Annotated in this window: 17 protein-coding genes; 14 read left to right on the top strand and 3 right to left on the bottom strand. The window is 68.3% G+C overall.

Features of this window, described 5'->3' with window-relative positions; all coding sequences use genetic code 11:
• Positions 1–81: 81 nt before the first annotated feature.
• Entirely contained in the window at positions 82–2,112 is a 2,031-nt protein-coding gene (locus MUG95_RS11170) for a hydantoinase/oxoprolinase family protein (RefSeq protein WP_247007255.1), read from the bottom strand.
• Positions 2,113–2,159: 47 nt separating this feature from the next.
• Positions 2,160–3,599 carry a helix-turn-helix transcriptional regulator gene (locus tag MUG95_RS11165; RefSeq protein WP_247007253.1) on the bottom strand — a complete coding sequence of 480 codons (1,440 nt, stop codon included), beginning with the start codon at positions 3,597–3,599 and terminating at the stop codon, positions 2,160–2,162.
• Between the two features lie 261 nt (positions 3,600–3,860).
• Here MUG95_RS11165 and MUG95_RS11160 point away from each other — a divergent pair, with 261 nt between their 5' ends.
• The 6 genes from MUG95_RS11160 (at position 3,861) to MUG95_RS11135 (ending at position 8,963) form a co-directional block, all read left to right on the top strand.
• Positions 3,861–5,117 (top strand): RNA-guided endonuclease InsQ/TnpB family protein, encoded by a 1,257-nt coding sequence (locus MUG95_RS11160; RefSeq protein WP_247007248.1) that lies wholly within the window; start codon positions 3,861–3,863, stop codon positions 5,115–5,117.
• Positions 5,118–5,194: 77 nt separating this feature from the next.
• The gene (locus MUG95_RS11155) at positions 5,195–5,392 is read left to right on the top strand and encodes a twin-arginine translocation signal domain-containing protein (protein ID WP_247007246.1); all 198 of its coding nucleotides are present in this window, start codon (positions 5,195–5,197) and stop codon (positions 5,390–5,392) included.
• 229 nt (positions 5,393–5,621) lie between these two features.
• A complete protein-coding gene (locus MUG95_RS11150) occupies positions 5,622–6,131 on the top strand; it encodes a YqaA family protein (RefSeq protein WP_372608202.1) in 510 nt (169 codons plus the stop codon).
• A gap of 159 nt (positions 6,132–6,290) precedes the next feature.
• Positions 6,291–6,491, top strand: a complete 201-nt coding sequence (locus tag MUG95_RS11145; protein WP_247007229.1) for a hypothetical protein — start codon at positions 6,291–6,293, stop codon at positions 6,489–6,491.
• A gap of 85 nt (positions 6,492–6,576) precedes the next feature.
• Positions 6,577–7,344 carry an ABC transporter ATP-binding protein gene (locus MUG95_RS11140; RefSeq protein WP_247007221.1) on the top strand — a complete coding sequence of 256 codons (768 nt, stop codon included), beginning with the start codon at positions 6,577–6,579 and terminating at the stop codon, positions 7,342–7,344.
• Complete coding sequence (locus MUG95_RS11135; RefSeq protein WP_247007209.1) at positions 7,341–8,963, top strand: hypothetical protein; 1,623 nt, start codon at positions 7,341–7,343, stop codon at positions 8,961–8,963. The genes MUG95_RS11140 and MUG95_RS11135 overlap by 4 nt, the downstream gene beginning before the upstream one ends.
• 197 nt (positions 8,964–9,160) lie before the next feature.
• Here the strand turns inward: MUG95_RS11135 and MUG95_RS11130 are convergent, their stop codons facing one another.
• A complete protein-coding gene (locus MUG95_RS11130; RefSeq protein WP_247007207.1) occupies positions 9,161–9,745 on the bottom strand; it encodes a YbhB/YbcL family Raf kinase inhibitor-like protein in 585 nt (194 codons plus the stop codon).
• Positions 9,746–10,191: 446 nt separating this feature from the next.
• Here MUG95_RS11130 and MUG95_RS11125 point away from each other — a divergent pair, with 446 nt between their 5' ends.
• The 8 genes from MUG95_RS11125 to MUG95_RS11090 all read left to right on the top strand — a co-directional run bounded on the left by MUG95_RS11125 (position 10,192) and on the right by MUG95_RS11090 (position 18,250).
• Positions 10,192–11,220, top strand: coding sequence for an alcohol dehydrogenase catalytic domain-containing protein (locus MUG95_RS11125; protein ID WP_247007204.1), 1,029 nt, complete (start codon positions 10,192–10,194; stop codon positions 11,218–11,220).
• A 112-nt stretch (positions 11,221–11,332) separates the two neighbouring features.
• Positions 11,333–13,585 (top strand): type II/IV secretion system ATPase subunit, encoded by a 2,253-nt coding sequence (locus MUG95_RS11120; protein ID WP_247007202.1) that lies wholly within the window; start codon positions 11,333–11,335, stop codon positions 13,583–13,585.
• On the top strand, positions 13,572–15,491 hold the full coding sequence (locus tag MUG95_RS11115; RefSeq protein WP_247007192.1) for a type II secretion system F family protein: 1,920 nt from the start codon (positions 13,572–13,574) through the stop codon (positions 15,489–15,491). Before MUG95_RS11120 ends, MUG95_RS11115 begins: the two co-directional genes overlap by 14 nt.
• A complete protein-coding gene (locus MUG95_RS11110) occupies positions 15,488–16,210 on the top strand; it encodes a DUF7289 family protein (protein ID WP_247007184.1) in 723 nt (240 codons plus the stop codon). The genes MUG95_RS11115 and MUG95_RS11110 overlap by 4 nt, the downstream gene beginning before the upstream one ends.
• Positions 16,203–16,652, top strand: a complete 450-nt coding sequence (locus tag MUG95_RS11105; protein ID WP_247007182.1) for a DUF7266 family protein — start codon at positions 16,203–16,205, stop codon at positions 16,650–16,652. Before MUG95_RS11110 ends, MUG95_RS11105 begins: the two co-directional genes overlap by 8 nt.
• A complete protein-coding gene (locus MUG95_RS11100) occupies positions 16,652–17,323 on the top strand; it encodes a DUF7263 family protein (protein WP_247007174.1) in 672 nt (223 codons plus the stop codon). The genes MUG95_RS11105 and MUG95_RS11100 overlap by 1 nt, the downstream gene beginning before the upstream one ends.
• Complete coding sequence (locus tag MUG95_RS11095) at positions 17,316–17,726, top strand: DUF7262 family protein (protein WP_247007167.1); 411 nt, start codon at positions 17,316–17,318, stop codon at positions 17,724–17,726. Before MUG95_RS11100 ends, MUG95_RS11095 begins: the two co-directional genes overlap by 8 nt.
• A complete protein-coding gene (locus MUG95_RS11090; RefSeq protein WP_308219569.1) occupies positions 17,714–18,250 on the top strand; it encodes a DUF7261 family protein in 537 nt (178 codons plus the stop codon). The genes MUG95_RS11095 and MUG95_RS11090 overlap by 13 nt, the downstream gene beginning before the upstream one ends.
• Positions 18,251–18,325: the final 75 nt, after the last annotated feature.

Genomic DNA, 18,325 nt, shown 5'->3' with positions numbered 1-18,325 from the left:
AGCTTTTGCGAGGAGCGGGCGCGGCCGTGCCGCGCCCCGACGAAGTAAAAGGTGGTTCGACAGCATCGAGGTCGTGGTCGGTCATCGGTCAGCCTCCAACACGAGTGCCCCCTCGTCCGTTACGCTCGCGGCCCACGCCGGGGGGAGGACGACGGTGCTCTCCCCGCCCTCGAAGATTGCGGGGCCGTCGTAGGATGCACCCGGTGGGACCCGCTCGCGGTCGTACACAGGCGTTTCGTGGCGGCGTGTGTCGCGTTCGTCCGTCCCATCGCTCGTCGTGAAAACGGCCTCGCGCGTCCCCGTCCGCGGGTCGCCGGTGGGGTCGTGTGGGAGGGTCGGCCGCTCGCCTGGAACCGTCGCCGTCGCGCGGAGGGTGACGAGCGTCACTGGTTCGCCCTCCATCCGGTAGCCGCGAACGCGTTCGTGAGCGTCGTGGAAGCGGGCACGCACGGTGTCGGCGTCGAACGGGTCGGGGACCGGGACGGACAACTCGAAACTCTGGCCGGCGTACCGACAGTCCGCGGCCCGGGCGACAGTGGCCGCGTCGGGGGCCGTCGTCTCCGCGAGCACCTCCTCAGCGAGGGCGGCGTAGGTGTCCTCGACGGCCGTGGCGTCCGCCTCGGCGACGGCGGTCCGCCGGGTGCGGACGGCGTCGTGGCGTTCGTCGGCCGCCAGCAGGCCGAGTGCCGAGAGGACGCCCTCTGCGGGCGGGACGACGACGCGCTCGACGTCGAGTCGGGCGGCGAGGGCGGCGGCGTGCATCGGGCCGGCACCGCCGAAGGCCGCCAGCGCGAACGTCCGCGGGTCGTGCCCGCGCTCGACGGTCACGCCACGGATGGCCCGCGTCATCGTCGCGTTGGCGATCCGGTAGACGCCCCGGGCGGCGGCCGTCGGGCCGTCCAGTCCGGCCTCGGCGGCGAGGGTAGCGAGAGCCTCCGTGGCGGCGTCGGAGTCGAGCGTGAGGCCGTCGCCGAGCGTCGTGTCGGGGCCGAGATAGCCCAGCGCGAGTGCCGCGTCGGTGACCGTCGGGTCCGTCCCGCCCTTCCCGTAGCAGGCGGGGCCGGGGTCGGCTCCCGCCGACTGCGGGCCGACGCGGAGCGCGCCGCCCTCGTCGACCCACGCGACGGAGCCACCGCCCGCACCGACCGTCTCGATGTCGACCATGGGTATCCTGACCGGGTGCCCGCCCACGTCGGCGTCCGTCGTACGCGCCACGTCGCCGTCGCGGACGAGGCTCACGTCCGTGGACGTGCCACCCATGTCGAGCGTGACGAGGCCGGCTTCCTCGACGGCAGGCCCGGCGACGCGCGACGCGCCGACGACGCCCGCGGCCGGCCCGGACAGCACCGTCGCCGCGGCGTGGTCGCTGACGGTTCCAGCGTCGGCGATGCCGCCGTTCGACTGCATCACCCGCGGCGCGGGCAGGCCCCGGTCTGTCGCCCGCGACTGGAGGCGACCGAGGTAGTCGGCGATTGCGGGTGTGACGTAGGCCTCCGCGACGGTAGTGGCCGTGCGCTCGTACTCGCGGAAGGTCGCCAACACGTCGTGGGAAGTCGTCACTGGTACGTCGAGTGTCTCCCGGAGCGTCGCGGCGACGGTCCGCTCGTTGTCGGGGGCGGCGTAGGCGTGCAGGAACGAGACGGCGACGCTCTCGGCGTCGCTCGCCGCCACGTCCTCGGCAATTTCTCGGACGGCCCCCTCGTCGGGCACTGTCTCGACGCCCTCGGGCGTCGCTCGCTCTCGCACCTCGAACCGTCGCTCACGGGGCACCAGCGGGTCCGGTTTCTCGGCGTCCAAGTCGTACAGCGCGGGGCGGTCCTGTCGCCCGATTTCGAGCACGTCGGCGAAGCCCTCGGTGGTGACGAGTGCCGTCCGCGCGCCCGTCCCCTCCAGTAGTGCGTTCACCGAGACGGTCATCGCGTGGCGAAAACTGTCTACCGCCGCCGCCGGGCAGTCGGCGGCCGCACAGGCAGTCTCGACGCCCGCGAGGACGCCCTCGCTTTGGTCCTCGGTCGTCGGAACCTTGGCCGTCGTCCGGTCGTCACCGACGAGCAACACCACGTCGGTGAAGGTGCCGCCGACGTCGACCCCGATCGATACCTCCGCGTCCATACCCGCCCCTCGGCCGCGAGTCCCGTAACGCTGTCCGTCGGTGCAATTCACTCCCCGAACACGCGCTTTGCGTGTTCGGGTTCGTCTCCGGGACGGGCAACGAGGTTCTCCCGGCCGACGCGTATCTTGCGCACGTCGCCGTCCTCGGCCATCGAGGAGAGGACGCGGCTCACCTTCGACTTCGACCAGTCTGTCCGGGCGACGATTTCGGACTGGGGCAGTCGGCCGTCGTTCGCGTCGAGGAGACGGCGGACCCGTTCGGCGTCGGAGTGGGGTGCGTCGGAGCGCGTCCGTCCCGGACGGTGCGGGTCCGCGTCGGCGGTGTCCCTCGCCGCCCGTTCCCGCCACGCCCGGACGGCGACCACGGTCAACACCGCCACGACACCCGACAGCACGGTCCCCAGAAGGAGAGGACCGACCGGTCCCTGGACCGGGACGACGGGGAGAATAAGCCACCCTCCCCCCTCTTCCGGCGCGGTGTTGGCCCGCGTCGGGTCGGTGCCGTACTGGTGTACCTCCGCCCCGTCGTCGAAGCCGTCCCCGTCCGTGTCCGCCCGCGTCGGGTCCGTCCCGTGCTGGTTCACTTCGGCACCGTCGTCGACGCCGTCACCGTCCGTGTCCGCCCGCGTCGGGTCCGTCTCGTAGGCGTTGACCTCCGGGCCGTCTTCGAGGCCGTCCCCGTCCGTGTCTGCCCGCGCCGGGTCAGTCCCCGTCCGGTCGACCTCTGTCCCGTCTTCGAGGCCGTCCCCGTCCGTATCCGCCCGCGTCGGGTCCGTCTCGTACATCGTGACTTCGTCCCCGTCCGGGAGGCCGTCCCCGTCCGTGTCTCTCGCGGTTGGGTCCGTCCCGTACTCCCGGACTTCGAGGTCGTCCGCGAGGTCGTCCCCGTCCGTGTCTCTCGCGGTGGGGTCCGTCCCGTAGGCATCGACTTCCGGGCCGTCTTCGAGACCATCGCCGTCCGTGTCCGCCAGCATCGGGTCGGTCTCGCCTGTACGTTCCGCCCGGTTGGGACGGCCGTCGTCGTCGTAGTCGTCCCCGGGTGCGAGGACGAGGAGGGGCCGCTCGGTACGGTCGAGCGTCCCGTTCGCACCCGCCGTGACGGCGACGAGCGTCACCGTCCCCGACTGGTTCACCGGCCACTGCTCGACGGACACTGTCGCCGTACCGCCGGCGGTGTCAGCGAGCGAACGGCACCCGAGCGGTCGCTGTCGTTCGCTCGTGTTGAGGTGGAGGCACAGGTCCCGCGGTTCGTCCGCGTCCGCGAGAGAGACGGTGACGGTCGCGGATTGCCACGACGCGACGGCAGGCGAGTCGCCGCCGTCGACGACGCCCGGGCCGGTGACGGCGAGAGACGCGAGGGCGGTAGCACCTACCGGGACGCTGCCGACGGTGACCGCGAGCGACAGGACCACGGCGACTGCGACGACGAGGGGACTCGAACGTGCGTGCTGTAGCGGAGTGGCCATCGGGACGTGTACTGTCGGCATCACCGGGCGGTGACTAATGTCTCGTTGCACCGTCCACACCGGTCGCTTGCGGGATGTCTCCGGAACAGTTCGAAACAGTACCCGTCGGTGCAACGGTCGCGCCGATTTATAGGCTGAACAGGCGCAATACCGCGCCGTTCACGGCGTGGATACGCGCCGTCACTCAGTGATTCTTTCCACCGACTCCGACAGGCCGGATATTCCACGTCAAACACATACTTTAATACACTTTGTTTCATAACTAGTTATGAACACAGTACGATGCTGGAGACGACCCGCACCTACGTCGCACGCATCACGAACCACAGTCAGGTTCGTGACGACCTCGACCAGTGCGGGTTTGCCGCATCGAAACTGTGGAACGTCGGTCGCTACTATATCCAACAACGGTGGGATGACGATGGCGAAATACCCGACGAAGCCGAACTGAAATCGGAGTTGAAAGACCACGAACGCTACAGTGACCTCCATTCTCAGTCAAGTCAGCGAGTTCTCGAAGAACTTGCTGAGGCGTTCACGGGCTGGTACAACTCCGACGACGGCAACAACCCACCGGGCTACCGGAAACGTGGCGATGACCATCCACGCTCGACCGTGACGTGGAAACAGAAGGGCATCAAACACGACGACAAGCACGGCCAACTCCGGCTCTCAAAAGGCTTCAACCTGAAAGAGAATCGATCTGACTACATCCTCGCGGAGTACGAAACCCGCCCCGACGTACAGGTGGAGAACATCCAACAGGTGCGTGCCGTCTGGAACGGCAACCGCTGGGAACTGCACCTCGTCTGCAAGAAGGAAATTCCCGTCGAGGACGCCCCCGGCGAGAAGACGGCGGGTATCGACCTCGGCATTAGTAACTACCTCGCCATCGACTACGGGGACGGTCCCTCGGAGTTGTATCCGGGGAATGTGCTGAAAGAGGACAAGCACTACTTCACCCGCGAGGAGTACCAGACCGAAGGCGAGAACGGCCCAAGCAAGCGTGCGCGAAAGGCTCGTCGGAAACTCTCCCGGCGCAAAGACCACTTCCTCCACACGCTCTCGAAACACATCATTGAGCGGTGTGTCGAAGAAGGCGTGGAGAAGATAGCAGTTGGCGACCTCAGTGAGATTCGAGAGGACGACGACGGCGGGTCACGGGACTGGGGAGCGTCGGGGAACAAGAAGTTGCACGGCTGGGAGTTCGACCGATTCGCCCGTCTGCTTGAATACAAAGCCGAGGAACACGGTATCCTCGTTGACCGCGTTGACGAGGAGAACACCTCTAAGACGTGTTCGTGTTGCGGGCAGATTCGAGATAGCAACCGTGTGGAGCGTGGTCTGTACGTTTGTTCGTCGTGCGAGACGACGATGAACGCAGACGTGAACGGAGCGGTGAACATCCGACGAAAGATAACTCAGAGTCCCCCAACCGGGGATATGAGTAACGGCTGGTTGGCACAGCCCGGAGTCTACCTGTTCGACCGCGAGAGCGGACGGTTCACACCGAGAGAACAGGGAGACTGCAAACCCTAATATCCCAACGCTCGGGATTCCTCCGGCTTTAGCCGGAGGAGGATGTCAACCTGCCGTCCGTGGTACGGTCGGACGCGATGCAAGACCGAATCAGCAGACGACGCGCGCTTGCAGGACTCGCCGCCGCCGGTGCCCTCGCGGTCGCTGGCTGTGGCTCACCGGACGGCGAGGGTACCCCCGGCGGTGCCGAAGAGTCGCCGATGGACGGCGAGGAAACACCCGGCGATGCCGAGGAATCCCCCACGGACGACGGCGGCGTCGGGTCCCCGAGGTGAGTACCGTCGAGCGGCGGGACTGGCGCGGTCCCGCGTGCCTGTGACCGACCCGGGTGGTCGAACCGTCGACCCGTCTGCATAGACTACCCAATGGCTACTGTTGTCATTGTAGTCCGAGTCCACAGGTAATTCCACACACCCCTACCAAGTAGTGCGTGTGTTGGCGCAGACTCTCGGTGGGTTCGTCCTCACGGTCAGTCTCGACTCGCTGCAAGAATGGATCGTCTCGATGGACGTCCTCCGGCAGGCCGTCGAGACGGCGACCGGCTGGGTCGGACTCGCCATCGTGGCAATCTACTCGTTTCTCATTGCTATCGTTCTCCCGCTCCCGAGCGAGACGGTGCTCGCCGCGCCAATCGACATCCTCCCCGCGTACGCTCTCAACGTTGGCCTCATCATGCTCGTCAGCGGCCTCGGCAAAGCCGCTGGGAGCGTCATCGCCTTCCAGCTCGGCCAAGGGGTCAAAAAATCCGGGCCGGTGATGCGCGGGTTCGAGCGGCTCGGATTCGATGTCGAGGCGTGGGCACGCAACACCACCGCCCAGCTGACGAACCAGTACGGCTACGCCGGCCTCGCTGTCGCCCTCTCTGTCCCCTTCTTCCCCGATACCGTCTCCATCTACGCGTTCTCCGTGTTCGGCGACGACACCCGTCGCTTCGCCTTCGCAACCTTCGTGGGTAGCGTCGGCCGGCTGGTCGTGACGGTCGCCGTCGTTCAGGGCGTCCTCGTCGTCTGGTGACTTACACGAGGGCAGGTTCGGTGCGGATATGGTGCGGCGACGGCAGCGGAGTTCAGCCCCGCGGCGTACCCCGTCACAACCAGTGCGTGACGGCCACCGCCGAAGGCCACGTCCGGGCGGCCATTTATAATGTAACAGCCCGTACGCCTGTTCGAAATCATGTGCTTCGGTCTCGCGCCCGGGTTCATCCTCCGGGACGAAATCGCTGAGGAACTGCTCGAACAACAGCGCGAGAAGGAGACGGCGGCGGCCGAGTCGTCCGCCGGGACGCCCTCGTTCGCCACCGACGAGACGGCCGACACAGACCTGCTGACCGGCGGGGCCGCCGACGAGGCCGACGGCACGAAGACGCCGCGCTGACGCGAGTTCTGGCCGTCGTTTCCGGCGTCCGTGTCCCGGTATGCCGACCACAAACGTATAGGGTCGTCTCCCGCAACTACCGACGATGCCCTCCACAGACGTGGCCGCCGCTATCGAAGCGCGCGAGTTGCGAAAGACCTACCGCTCGGAAACGGCACTTTCCGGCGTCTCCTTGTCCATTCCGACGGGAACGGTGTACGGTTTCCTCGGGCCGAACGGGGCCGGGAAGACCACCACGATGCGGCTCCTGACGGGTCTCTCGACGCCTACCGCCGGTGCAGCCCGCATCTGTGGCGTCCCCGTCGACGACCGGCGCGCGCTGGTCCCCCACGTCGGCTACCTCCCCGAGGAACCGCCGCTGTACGAGGAGTTTACTGCCCGCGAACAACTCGAGTACGTCGCCGACCTTCGGGACATCCCTGACGGGACGGCCACGGAGCGCGTCGACACGTACCTCGACCGCTTCGAGTTGGCCGACGACGCCGGGCGGCGCGTCAGCACGTACTCCAAGGGAATGCGCCAGAAGACGGCATTCATCCAGAGTGTCCTCCATGACCCCGACGTGCTCTTTCTAGATGAGCCGACCAGCGGGCTGGACCCGCGGGCCGCCCGACGCATCCGTGAGTCCATCGCCGAGTTCGCCGACGCCGGCACGACCGTCTTCCTCTCGACGCACATCCTCCCCGTCGTGGAGGAGGTAGCCGACACCGTCGGCGTGCTCTTCGGCGGCGAACTCGTCGCCGAGGGGACGCCCGACAAGGTGAAGACCCGCGCCGAAACCGAGTCTGCGAGCACGCTCGAAGACGCCTTCCTCGCCGTCACCGACAGCGTCGAGTCCGGAGCCGACGAATGAGCCTGCGCCGTGACTGCCGCCACGGCGGCCGCATCGCTCGCGCCGAGTTCGTCCGCAGCGTTCGCCGGTACTTCCGTGACGCCCGCCGTATTGCCGGGTTGGGCATCGCCGCGCTCTTTCTCGGCGGGAACCTCCTGCTTGCCCTCCCGTCGGTGCAGGCACTCGGGGGGCGCGTCGGGAGCGTCGGTTCGATTCCGTACTTCGGTCCCGTGACGACGCTCCTGCCGGTCGGGTTAGTCCTGCTGGGGGCGTTACGGACGGTCGAACGCATCGGCGGCGTCGACGGCGATGACTTCCTGCTGACTGCGGTCCACCCGCGGGCCGTCGTCCTCGGTCTCATCGCCGCGGAGATCGCGCGGCTGTTGCTCTGGTTCGGCCTGCCCATCCTCGCCGTCGCCGGGGCCTTCGCCGCGGGCCTCGGCACGCCGCTGCTGCTGGTCGGCGGTACGCTCGTCCTCGTCCCGCTGGTCTGTTCGGCCGCGGTGTGGGGCTACGCTGTCGGCATCGGCGTCCTCCGCCTGCTCCGGCACCTCCCGCGGTTCCGCCGAGTGCTGAAAGTCGGTGGTATCGTCCTGTTGGTCGCGTTCGTCGTCCTCTCACAGGTCGGCGTCCAGTACGTCGCGTCGAGCGACGTGTCACTGTTGGGACTGGTCGGCGTCCTCGCCGTCGCGCCGCTGACGGAGTACGCCACGCTCGCCTTCCTCGGAACGCCACTCGCGGCCCCCGTGACCCCGGGCGCGCTCGCCGTCCTCCTCTCCCTCATCGCGCTCACCCCAGTCGGTCTCGCCGTCGCAGAGCGACAGGCGACCGCACTCTGGTTCACCGACGGACCGAGCGGTGACGAACCGGCACAGGAGCGGGCGGACACGCCCGCCCCTGCAAGCGGCTTCGCCCCGCCACGGCCGTTCGCGTGGACGACGACCGGGATTATCGCGTGGGGCCACCTCGTCCGCACCGTCCGCCACCCGCAGAACCTCGCACACCTGCTGATGCTCGTCTTCTTCGCCGGCCCCTTCCTCGGCGGTTTCACGCAGGGGTCGGGCAGCGACCACGCACTCCTCCTCGGGGGTGCTGGCGTCGTCGTCGGGGTGTACCTCGCCGGGGCGACGTTTGGCCTGAACCCGCTTGGCGACGACCGCCCGGTGCTCCCGCTGGTCCTCCTCACCGAGACCGAACCGCGGACCTTCCTCCGAGGCCGACTGGCCGCCGGGTTGGCTGTCGGCGTCCCCGTCGCCGTCCTCGCGCCGCTCGGGAGCACCGCGCTCGGTGCGTCCCCCCTGTGTGCCCTCGCGTTCGCCGTCGCGGGCAGCGGCTTCTGCGTCACCGCGGGCCTGTTCGCGCTCGGCCTCGGCTGTGCGTACCCCATCTACGAGAAACGGAAGATATGGGGTGCCGAGACGGTCGCACCCTCGACGCTCGTACTCCTCGGCTACACGTCCGTCGTCGTCGGAGGCGCGGCGGTTGGACTCGTCTTTACGTTCCTCGGCGTGACCGAGAACTTCGGCCCGACAGGCGTCGTGGTGGTCCTGCTGGCCGTCTACCTGCTCCTGACCCTCGGCGTGCCGTACATCTCCTACCGATACGCCCGCCAGCGCTACCGGAAGTACACGCTCGACTGAGCCGCCGCGTCACCCGGGCATCCAGCCGAGTTCGGTAGTAGCCGTACCTCCTCGTGCCCGCCGCGGATGCTGAAGATCTCGCCGGTTCGAAACCGAACTCGAAGGCGTGTCGTTACCCTCGTGTATGGTGTGGTCGGCGTCGGAGTGCCGACTGTGGCGGTCAGTTCCGCGAGTGGGTCGGCGGACAGCAACGTCCCTCATCTCCCCGGCCGCGTGTACCCGATAGTGATGCGGTTACTGGTCACCGCCTGGCGCTGGATAGTGTCGAGTGCGTCGTCGTGTGCTACCCCGCCCTCGAGCGACAGCCGGCGGTCAAGTGCGTAGGTCTCCACCCAAATTTCCGAGCGTTCGCCCGGCCGCGGACAGGGTGGGTCGTAGCCGGGGTCGCCACCCGGACTGGCTCCCTGCCGCGCGCCGTCGAGGGTGGCGACGGTCGGCTCACGCGGCAATCCCGCTGGTATCGTCTCCGTCGTTGTCGGGACGTTCCAGAGGGTCCAGAAGAGGGGATTGGCGAACGGGCCGCCGACGGTGCGGGCAGTGACCGCGAGTGTCTCGACGGGGCCGGGAACGCGCTCGACACTGACCGGCGGGGAGACGCCCTCGCCATCGCAGGTGAACCGCACCGGGTAGTCCTCGCCGGATGCGAAGGCCGGGCTGTTCGTCTCGAACGCCGGTGTCGTTCTATCGGTCGACTCCCTGTCCACACAGCCCGCGCCGGTAAGCACCGCTCCGAGGGCCGCCACGACCCGCCGCCGTCCCGAGTCCACGTTCCAGTTCGTCATCGTCGTCCCGAGTCCACGTTCTAGTCCGTCGCACCGAGGTCGGTCCCCGGCGTCGGTTGTTGTATCTCCGAACTGACCACCAATATCGCCGTCGGTTCGGCCGGCGTCGGAAGACGGAGTGGTCACTCCGGTACTTCCAGTCCACCGATCGATGGCGTCGCCCGCAGGACTCCGCGCGACGGGGCGGCCGCGACGGATGGCCGCCGCCGTACCGCACACGCACCGTCGTCGACGGCGACCACTCCGAGCACACTGTTCGCTGTTCCATAATTTTAAATCAAATAACACGACGAGCGGAGAGTATGCTCGGCGAACAGGCGACAGTCCCGGCCCCAGCCTTCGCTTTCGAGCGCGGTGACGCAGCCAGTCCGCTCCACAACACCGAGAGAGGCCCCAGGAGACGACCCGAGCGAAGTTATATCCGCCACCAGGTCGATTGATGGACGATGCGCGTTGCTGCGTTCACCGAACTGACCGGCCCAGACGGCGTCACGGTTATCGAGCGAGAGAATCCCCAACCCGGTCCCGGTGAGGCCGTGGTGGACGTCGAGGCGTGTTCCATCAACCGACACGACCTCTGGATTCTGCAGGGTGACTCGGTGTCCGTCGACACCGACGCCCTCCCGTTCGTGAGCGGACTCGACGTGGCTGGGGTCGTCCGTGCCGCCGGTGACGGCGTGACCAGCGTCGAAGAGGGTGACAGGGTCGTCCTCTTTCCGGGCGAAACCTGCGGTCGCTGTCGGTTCTGTCGCGAGGGACCGGAGAACCGCTGTGAGTCGTTCTCCCTCTTCCACGGTGGCCTAGCGGAGCAGGCGTGTGTCGATGCGGACCGTCTCGTCGCTCTCCCCGACTCGGTCGACACGACGACTGCCGCCGCCCTCCCCACCGCCTACCTGACCGCGTATCGGATGCTACAGAAAGCGAACGTCGGCCCGACGGACCTCGTTTTCGTGCCGGGTGTGACCGGCGGCGTCGGTGTCGCGAGCGTCCAACTCGCCCGCGTGTTCGGTGCCGACACCGTCGGGACCTCCTCGTCACGGACGAAACTCGACCGGACGGTGGATTTGGGCCTCGACCACGCCGTCCGCGGGACCGACCCCGACGCCCTCAGAGGCGACGTCGAGGCTGTCGGGACGCCGGACGCAGTGCTGAACCACCTCGGTGGCGACTACACCGAACTCGGGTTGGACGTGCTCCGTCGCGGTGGTCGGATGGTCGTCTGTGGTCGGACGGCCGGGAAGCGGTCCGAGTTCGACGTCGGGGACCTGTTCCTCGGGCACAAAGAGATTCTCGGGAGCACGATGGGCACACAGCGAGACCTCGAAATCCTCGTCGAACTCGTCGCCGACGGCGAGTTGACCCCCGAAATCGCCGACACGTATCCGCTCGCCGAAACCGGTGCTGCCTTCGAAGCGATGGAGAACCGCACGACAGTCGGGAAACTCGTCGTCACGAACGGGAGCGAGGACAAATAAGAGTCGCCGTCCGCTCGCATCCCACCGCAACCACGTCGACTGCGACGACCACTCCGAGCACACTGTTCGCTGTTCCATAATTTTAAATCAGATAACACGACGAGCGAGGAGTATGCTCAGCGAACAGGCGAGCGTTCCGGCCCCGGTTCCACCGGACGACGCCGATGCGTGGTACGCCCCCGACGTGTGCGCACAGGACGAACTCCACCCGGGCGTCGTCGCGACGGTCCGGGAGACGCCCGACGCGTTCGCGTACGAGGTTCGCGAGCCGTCGCTCACCGTCGCGGGTGCGACGGCACTCGACCGGGTCCAGGAACACTTCGCCGACACCGGCCCCGACCGGCCAGTGACTCGGGAGGGGGCGGTCGAGCGGATGACCGACGGGTTCTCGCCGAAGGCACGGCGCGTCGTGGACCGGTTGGTCGAGTGTACCCCCACACAGCGGCGACGCGTCGACTACCACGCGCTCGCCGACCTGCGCTGTCTCGGTGAGTTGACGCCGTACGCGCTCGACGAGCGCATCGACGTGGCCGACACCGCGCGGGACCGGTTGGTCGTCCACACCGAGGACTACGCCCCGGCGGTGACGGCACTGCCCTCGGACCCCGAGCATCTGAAACGCTTCGCTAGCGAACGCATCGAACGCCACACGGTCCCGTTCCACGGCTTCGATATTCCCGTGGTCATCTACCGAGAGAACGTCCTCGGGGCGGACCCGTTCACGACGAAGTACGCCGTCCAAGAGCCGGACCTGCTCCCCGGCGACGAGGAACTCATCGCGGACTGCAAGGAGCGTGTCTGGGAGACGAGCGTCGACGGCGTCGTCGAGGACGCCGCGGCCTTCGTCGAGGAACGCGCCCGTGAGTTGCTCTCCCGGCAATTGACCGCACACAACACGCGGGCGTGGCTGGACTCGCTCGCCTATCGGGTGCGGTCCGCGCTGGCGGCGTACGACCTCGCCGTCCCACCGGTGGACCGGCGATTCACCGACGACCGGCTCTCGGATTTGGTGTACTACGTCCTCCGCGATTACGTGGGCCACGGGAAACTCACGGTGCCGATTCGGGACCCGACGCTCGAAGACGTGGAGGCCAACCGTGTCGGCGAGCGCGTGAAGGTCGTTCCCCGCGCCGACGTGGGCCACAACGAGCGGATTCCGACCAACCTCACCTTCGAGGACGAGGAGACGTTCGTCAACGTCGTCACGCAACTGGCGGCGGCGGACGGCACGGAGTTGAACGCCAGCACGCCGAGCGCGAAGGTGAACCTCCGACCGGAAGGCGTCACGGAGACGATTCGGTGTGCCGTCGCCCTGCCGACCATCAGCGAGGACGGCCCGCACATCTCCATCCGCAAACAGGCACCGGACGTGCTGACGCCGGTGGACTTGCTCGACAGCGACAGCATCTCGACGGAGTTGGTCGCGTTGCTGTGGCTCCTGTACGAACACCACGGCGTCGTCCTCTTTTCGGGACCGACGGGCGTCGGCAAGACGACGCTGATGAACGCCCACATGCCGTTCGTCCGGTACGACGACCGGCCCATCAGCATCGACGAGGGGTCCCGTGAGGTGCAACTTCCCCACGAGACGGGCGTCTCGCTCACCACCCGTGACCACGAGAACGAGTACAAGCGCGTCTCGATGTCGGACCTGATGACCGAAGCGAACTACCTCAACCCGGACGTGGAGGTCATCGCGGAGATCAACACACCGGCCTCCTTCGAGACGTTCGCGGAGAGCCTGAACACCGGCCACGGCATCATCGGGACGACGCACGCCGAGGACGTACAGACGCTGGTCAACAGGGTCGTCGAGCAGGGACTCCCACCGTACCTGATGCAGGAGATAGACCTCGTCGTGTTCCCGCGACAGGTCGACGGCGACCGCTACGTCGGCCGGGTGGTCGAACTGCTCGACGAACACGCGTTCCGTGACCTCGACCGCTCGGACGAGGGCTGTGGGTCCATCCGCAAGGACGGGACGACGGTCCACTGGAACCGGGTGGCAGCGCGTGACCACGACGGCACCTATCGTTTCGCCTACGACCATCCACAGATGGGCGACGACGAGCGGTCCCTGCGAACACGCGTGTTCCACCGCATCGCCGAGCGCGCCGACAAACCGGTCGAGGCGGTCGAAGCCGAGTTCCACCGGAAGCGTCGGTACGTCAAGTACCTCGAACGGGAGGGCATGGACGACTTCGAGGAACTGTTCGGGTTCCTCGCCGACTTACAGACCGACGAAGCCGCCACAGTCGAGCGCGCGAGTCGGGCCGTCGGTACGACCGGTGGCGACGAGGGACTCGAAGCTAGGCCCGACCAGACGCCCGAATCAGACGGAGGGTCCACCAGTGGCGACGACTGAACGCTCGGGCGAGCGGGTCGGCCGGTCGTTCGCGGCACTCGACCGGGGGTTGTACGCGCTGTTCTCCCGCCACGCCGACCGGCCGCGGCACGAACGCGACCGGCAACGCTACCGGGCCGCGGACCTCCGAACCGGCTTCGACCTCTACATCTCCCGGGTGTACGGCGTCTCGTGGCTCGTCTTCGCCGTCGTCGCAGTGGCGGGTGCCGGGACGCTGTTGGCACTGCCGACGGCCGTCGCCGATGCGGTTCTGTCGTTTCTTGGGACGGGGGTGCCGGTGCTGAACCGTCTCTCCCTGCCGACGGTTCCGCGGGCGTACGTCGCGCTCGGGTTCGGAGCCGTCGGGGGACTGCTCGGCAAGCGGTTGGCAGTCCGGTTCGGTGGCGTCTATCTCCGGTGGGTCGGGAGTGCCCGCCGCTCGGACATCGAGCGGACGCTCCCCGGTGCGGTCCGGTATCTCCGCGTCCTCTCGTCGGGCAGCGGCGACGCGGGCGCGATACTGGCGACAGTCGCGGAGCAAGATGCCTACGGCGAGACGGCCGCCTCACTTCGGACCGCGCTCAACAAGGCCGAACTCACCGGGAGTCTCGAACGCGGACTGGAGACTGTCGCTCGGGACACGCCGTCGCGTGACCTGCTCGCGCCCTTCCTCCTGAAGTTCCGCGAACACGCGAATCAAGGCGGAGACGCGCTGGCGAACTACCTCCGGTTGGAGGGGCGGATGCTCTCGAACCGGCAGGCACGCGCCCGCGAGCGGACCAGCGGGTTCCTCGAACTCGTCTCGGAGTTGTTCGTCGTCCTCCTCGTCCTGCCCGCGCTGTTCGTCCTCATCCTGACCGTCATGAGTGTCCTCACACCGGGTCTGTCCGGCAGCGTCGCCACGCCAGTCGGCCCGGTTCCGCTCCGGAGTCTCCTCGTGTACGGGAGTGCGGGGTTCGTCCTGGCGGTCGGTGCGGGGGCCGCGTTCATCGTCGGGACGCTCCGCCCCGCGGACCACTCGGTCCAGCGGTACGAACGGCCCGACGGCGTCCGCGCGACGCTCCGGTCGGTGCCGCACAATCCGACGAGCGCGGCCGTGGTCACACTGCCGTTCGCCTGCGTCGTCGCCGCGGTGTTGTGGGCGTGGGAGTACGCGCTCCTGAACGCGATGCTGTTCGGCTACGTCACCGTCGGGTTGCCCGTCGGTGCGGTCGCCGTCCGGCGCGCCCGGTTGGACGACGCGAAAGACCGGGAAATCAAAGACTTCGTTCACGCGGTGTCCGGGCACGTCAGCCTCGGTCGGCCGTTCCCCGAGGCGGTCGAGCGTGTCGCCCGCGACGTGGACCTCGGGCCGCTCCAGACCGACGTGGACGACCTCGCGTTCACGCTCGGGCTGACCACCAGCGGCGCGGGCGACGGCGACACCGACGACGTACAGGCCGCCGCTCTAGAGTCGTTCGTCGACCGAGTCGGCACGCCGATGGCGGCCCAGACCATCGGGCTGGTCACCGGCGCGCTCGACGCGGGAAGCGACACGGAGGCCGTCTTCGAGACGCTACAGACAGAAGTTGGACGGCTCTACCACGCCCGGAAGCAACTCCGCTCCGCGCTGCTCGTGTACGTCGCCGTCGGGTGGACGACGGCACTGCTGGTCATCGGCATCATGGTCACGGTGAGTGGCTACGTCCTCGATGGCTTCACGCAACTCTCGGCGGTCGCCGGGTCGGGCTCCGGCCTCGCACTCAACCCGGAGGGTGTGACACCGGCGGCGGACCGCTGGCGGTTCTACGTCGTCACGCAGGCGACGATGCTGTCCTGTGGCTGGTTCGCGGGTACCGCGAGCCGTGGCCGGTACGAGGCACTCCTCCACTCGGCCCTGCTCGTCACCGTCGGCTACGTCGTCTTCGCGGGGGTCGGGATGGTATGACGGCGACGCGCGCACAGTCACACGTCGTCGGCGTCGCGCTCCTCATGGGCGTAACTGTCCTCGCACTGGCCGGTCTGACGGCGAGTATCGGCGCGCTCGTGGAGACGAACGCCGCGACGGCCGACGCGACCCGGGTCGCGGACGAACTCGACGGCGCGCTCGACCCGATGGAGACGACTGGGCGGAACAGCGGCCGGGTCCACTTCACCGCCGGGAGGTTGCGAACGGTCGAGCGGGAGGTGCGAGTACTGGACGCACGTGCAACTCGAATACGGATAGACGCCGGCGGCCTCGTCTACGAGTCGGGAGACCAGCAGGTCACCTACGTTACCGACGCTGTTCTCCGCGGGGCGGGTGAGAACGCGTGGCTGTACGACGCGCCACCCGTGACTGCCGAACAGGACGGCGACGTCGTGGTCCTGAGCGTCACGCGATTGAACGTCAGCGGCGTCGCCGTCAGTGGGGCCGGCGAGACGGCCGTCACGCTTCGGTCGAACGTCAGCCACGAACGGACGCGACTCGGTGCCGGGACCCACGGTATCGCCATCGAGACGACGAAACCGGAGCCGTTGCTCCGCTGGTTCCGCGACCGGAACGCGACGGCTGGGCGGTGGGACTTCGACGGGGACGGTATCGAGAGCGTCGTCGCACGGTTCCCCGGGAACCGGACGGGCTATCTCGTCGTCCACGACGTGCGCTTGGAGGTGGGGCATGAATAACCGCGCCGTCAGCACCGTCGTCGAGAAGACGCTCGCCATCGGCCTCGTCACGCTGTTCGTCTCGCTGGTGTCGCTGACGATGTTCGGCGGCGTCGTGCCGGACTTCCGTGCGGCGAGCGGCGAGGAACTCGCCGAGCGAACGTTGGCGAAGGCTACCGAGCGCGTCCAGCAAGCCGTCCCCCCGAACGCGACACGGGCGGACGTGCGGATGCGCGTCTCCCTCCCGGGCACCATCCGGCGGGCCGGGTACAGAGTCCGGGTCGACGGGCGAGCGTTGGTCCTCGACCACCCGAGCGACCGTATCTCGGCTCGAACGCCGCTGGCACTCCCGCAGTCCGTCGTCACCGTCGATGGCGAGTGGCAGAGCGGCGGCCCCGCGTACGTTCGCGTCGAGCGAGTCGAGGACGGGCTGGCCGTTCGACTCGAAACGGAGGGTCGGTAATGCGGGCACAGACGAGCCTTCCCGCGCTCGGTGTGGCGTTGCTCCTCCTGACGACGACGGCCGGCCTCGGTATCGCGTTCGCAGAGGGGGCGTTCGGGAGTGCCGAGCGCGACGCCGCCGAGCGTCGCGTCGCCGTTGCACTCTCTGAGCGTCTCGTGGGTCCCGAGTCGTCGCTGACCACGCGGGCGAACACGCTGAACGCCACGGCCGTCGGGGCACTCACGGAGCGTCGGTTGCGGACCCAGTACCCCGTCGTCGGTGACCGCGATGTTCGTATTCGGCTCGCCGACCGGACGGTGGTCGACGCCGGGACGGCGGCGGACGGCCACACCGTCCGCCGCATCGTCGGCGTCCGCGAGACACAGCCCCGAGCGTACGACCCGACGTTCGACGCGAGCGACGAGACGACGCTCCCCCGGCGGACGGACGAGGTCACCCTCGATTTCGACCCGCCGCGGCGGACGGCCATCCGGACGGTGCGAGCGAACGGGCGGGTCGTCCTCCGGAACGTGTCGGGCATCCGCGGCCGAGCGACGGTCGACGTGTCGCGGTTCGAGACTACGACGCTCCGCTTCACGGCCAACCGCAGTCTCTCGACGGGCGACGTGCAGGTGACGTACACGCCCGCGCGGACGACCAAGGCGACGCTGGTGGTGACGGTCGATGACTGACCGCCGCGGCCAACTCTCGCTGTCGCTGGTCGAGGCCGGCGTCGGCGTCGTGTTCCTGCTCGCCGTCGCCGCCGGGTTCGCCCTCGGCGTCCCGCAACCGGACACGCGCGAGCCACAACTCGACCTGTACGCCGACGATGCCGCGACGGTACTCGCAGGGGAACCGCCGCGGCACAGCGGTGCCACGCGGCTCGACGAGGTGCTCCAGTCACGGGCGGCGTTCGCCCGCGAGCGTGACGCGCTCGACCGGCGCGTCGGCCGGATTCTCCCGGACAACCTCGCCTACCGCGTCGAGACGACACACGGGGCAGTCGGCTTCCGAAAGCCGGGTGGCGTTCCCACGGGACGGGCGACGGTCACGACGAGCAACGGCGACGTGACGGTGTGGGTGTGGTACGCGTGACCCGTCGTGAGCGGGGCCAACTCGTGTTACTCGCCGCCGCAGTTCTCGCGGTAGCCCTCGTGCCGGTGGTCCTCACCTACCTCCAACTGGGCTATCACGAAGACGTGGCCGCCAGCGGCGACTACGACGCGCCCGGGGAGGACGCCGCGCGGTTCCTCGACCGGACCGTCCACGACGCCGCGACGACTGTCGGGACGGACGACTGGGGCAACCGGCGGGCGGTGGTCACGGCAGTCCACGGCGAACTCGACCCCCGGCTAGAGAGACTCGCCGTCTCGCGCGTCGAAAGCGGCGTCGCCTACAGCGTGGCGTACAACCGGTCCGCCGCACGGGCGTGGCGGCGGGAACACTGCCCGAGTGGCCCGAACCGGCAGTTCGGTGGGTGTGTGGCAGACCGGGGCGTCGTCGTCCAACGGCGGGCGGGCAACGCCCACACCCTCGCCGTCGCGCTGGACGTGACCGTCACGACCGAACGCGGGCGGTCGGAGTTGACGTTCGTGGTCGAGACGGTCGGCGGGGCGTGACGGGACGACCCCAGCGCGCGCCGCCGACTCGGCGGTTCGGATGGATGTGTCCGATGTCCGGCGAGACGGACGGTG

It is taken from the genome of Halorientalis litorea (assembly GCF_023028225.1).
In the GTDB taxonomy this organism is placed as follows: domain Archaea; phylum Halobacteriota; class Halobacteria; order Halobacteriales; family Haloarculaceae; genus Halorientalis; species Halorientalis litorea.
This window is presented reverse-complemented; position numbering and strand designations above follow the sequence as displayed.

Bases quoted from the DNA above. Each gene is read 5' to 3' on its own strand.
- MUG95_RS11140 (WP_247007221.1), top strand. From the start codon at position 6,577: ATGCCCTCCACAGACGTGGCCGCCGCTATCGAAGCGCGCGAGTTGCGA.
- MUG95_RS11110 (WP_247007184.1), top strand. From the start codon at position 15,488: ATGACGGCGACGCGCGCACAGTCACACGTCGTCGGCGTCGCGCTCCTC.
- MUG95_RS11145 (WP_247007229.1), top strand. From the start codon at position 6,291: ATGTGCTTCGGTCTCGCGCCCGGGTTCATCCTCCGGGACGAAATCGCT.
- MUG95_RS11100 (WP_247007174.1), top strand. From the start codon at position 16,652: ATGCGGGCACAGACGAGCCTTCCCGCGCTCGGTGTGGCGTTGCTCCTC.
- MUG95_RS11160 (WP_247007248.1), top strand. From the start codon at position 3,861: ATGCTGGAGACGACCCGCACCTACGTCGCACGCATCACGAACCACAGT.
- MUG95_RS11170 (WP_247007255.1), bottom strand. From the start codon at position 2,112: ATGGACGCGGAGGTATCGATCGGGGTCGACGTCGGCGGCACCTTCACC.
- MUG95_RS11125 (WP_247007204.1), top strand. From the start codon at position 10,192: ATGCGCGTTGCTGCGTTCACCGAACTGACCGGCCCAGACGGCGTCACG.
- MUG95_RS11150 (WP_372608202.1), top strand. From the start codon at position 5,622: ATGGACGTCCTCCGGCAGGCCGTCGAGACGGCGACCGGCTGGGTCGGA.
- MUG95_RS11165 (WP_247007253.1), bottom strand. From the start codon at position 3,599: ATGCCGACAGTACACGTCCCGATGGCCACTCCGCTACAGCACGCACGT.
- MUG95_RS11130 (WP_247007207.1), bottom strand. From the start codon at position 9,745: ATGACGAACTGGAACGTGGACTCGGGACGGCGGCGGGTCGTGGCGGCC.
- MUG95_RS11105 (WP_247007182.1), top strand. From the start codon at position 16,203: ATGAATAACCGCGCCGTCAGCACCGTCGTCGAGAAGACGCTCGCCATC.
- MUG95_RS11135 (WP_247007209.1), top strand. From the start codon at position 7,341: ATGAGCCTGCGCCGTGACTGCCGCCACGGCGGCCGCATCGCTCGCGCC.
- MUG95_RS11120 (WP_247007202.1), top strand. From the start codon at position 11,333: ATGCTCAGCGAACAGGCGAGCGTTCCGGCCCCGGTTCCACCGGACGAC.
- MUG95_RS11155 (WP_247007246.1), top strand. From the start codon at position 5,195: ATGCAAGACCGAATCAGCAGACGACGCGCGCTTGCAGGACTCGCCGCC.
- MUG95_RS11095 (WP_247007167.1), top strand. From the start codon at position 17,316: ATGACTGACCGCCGCGGCCAACTCTCGCTGTCGCTGGTCGAGGCCGGC.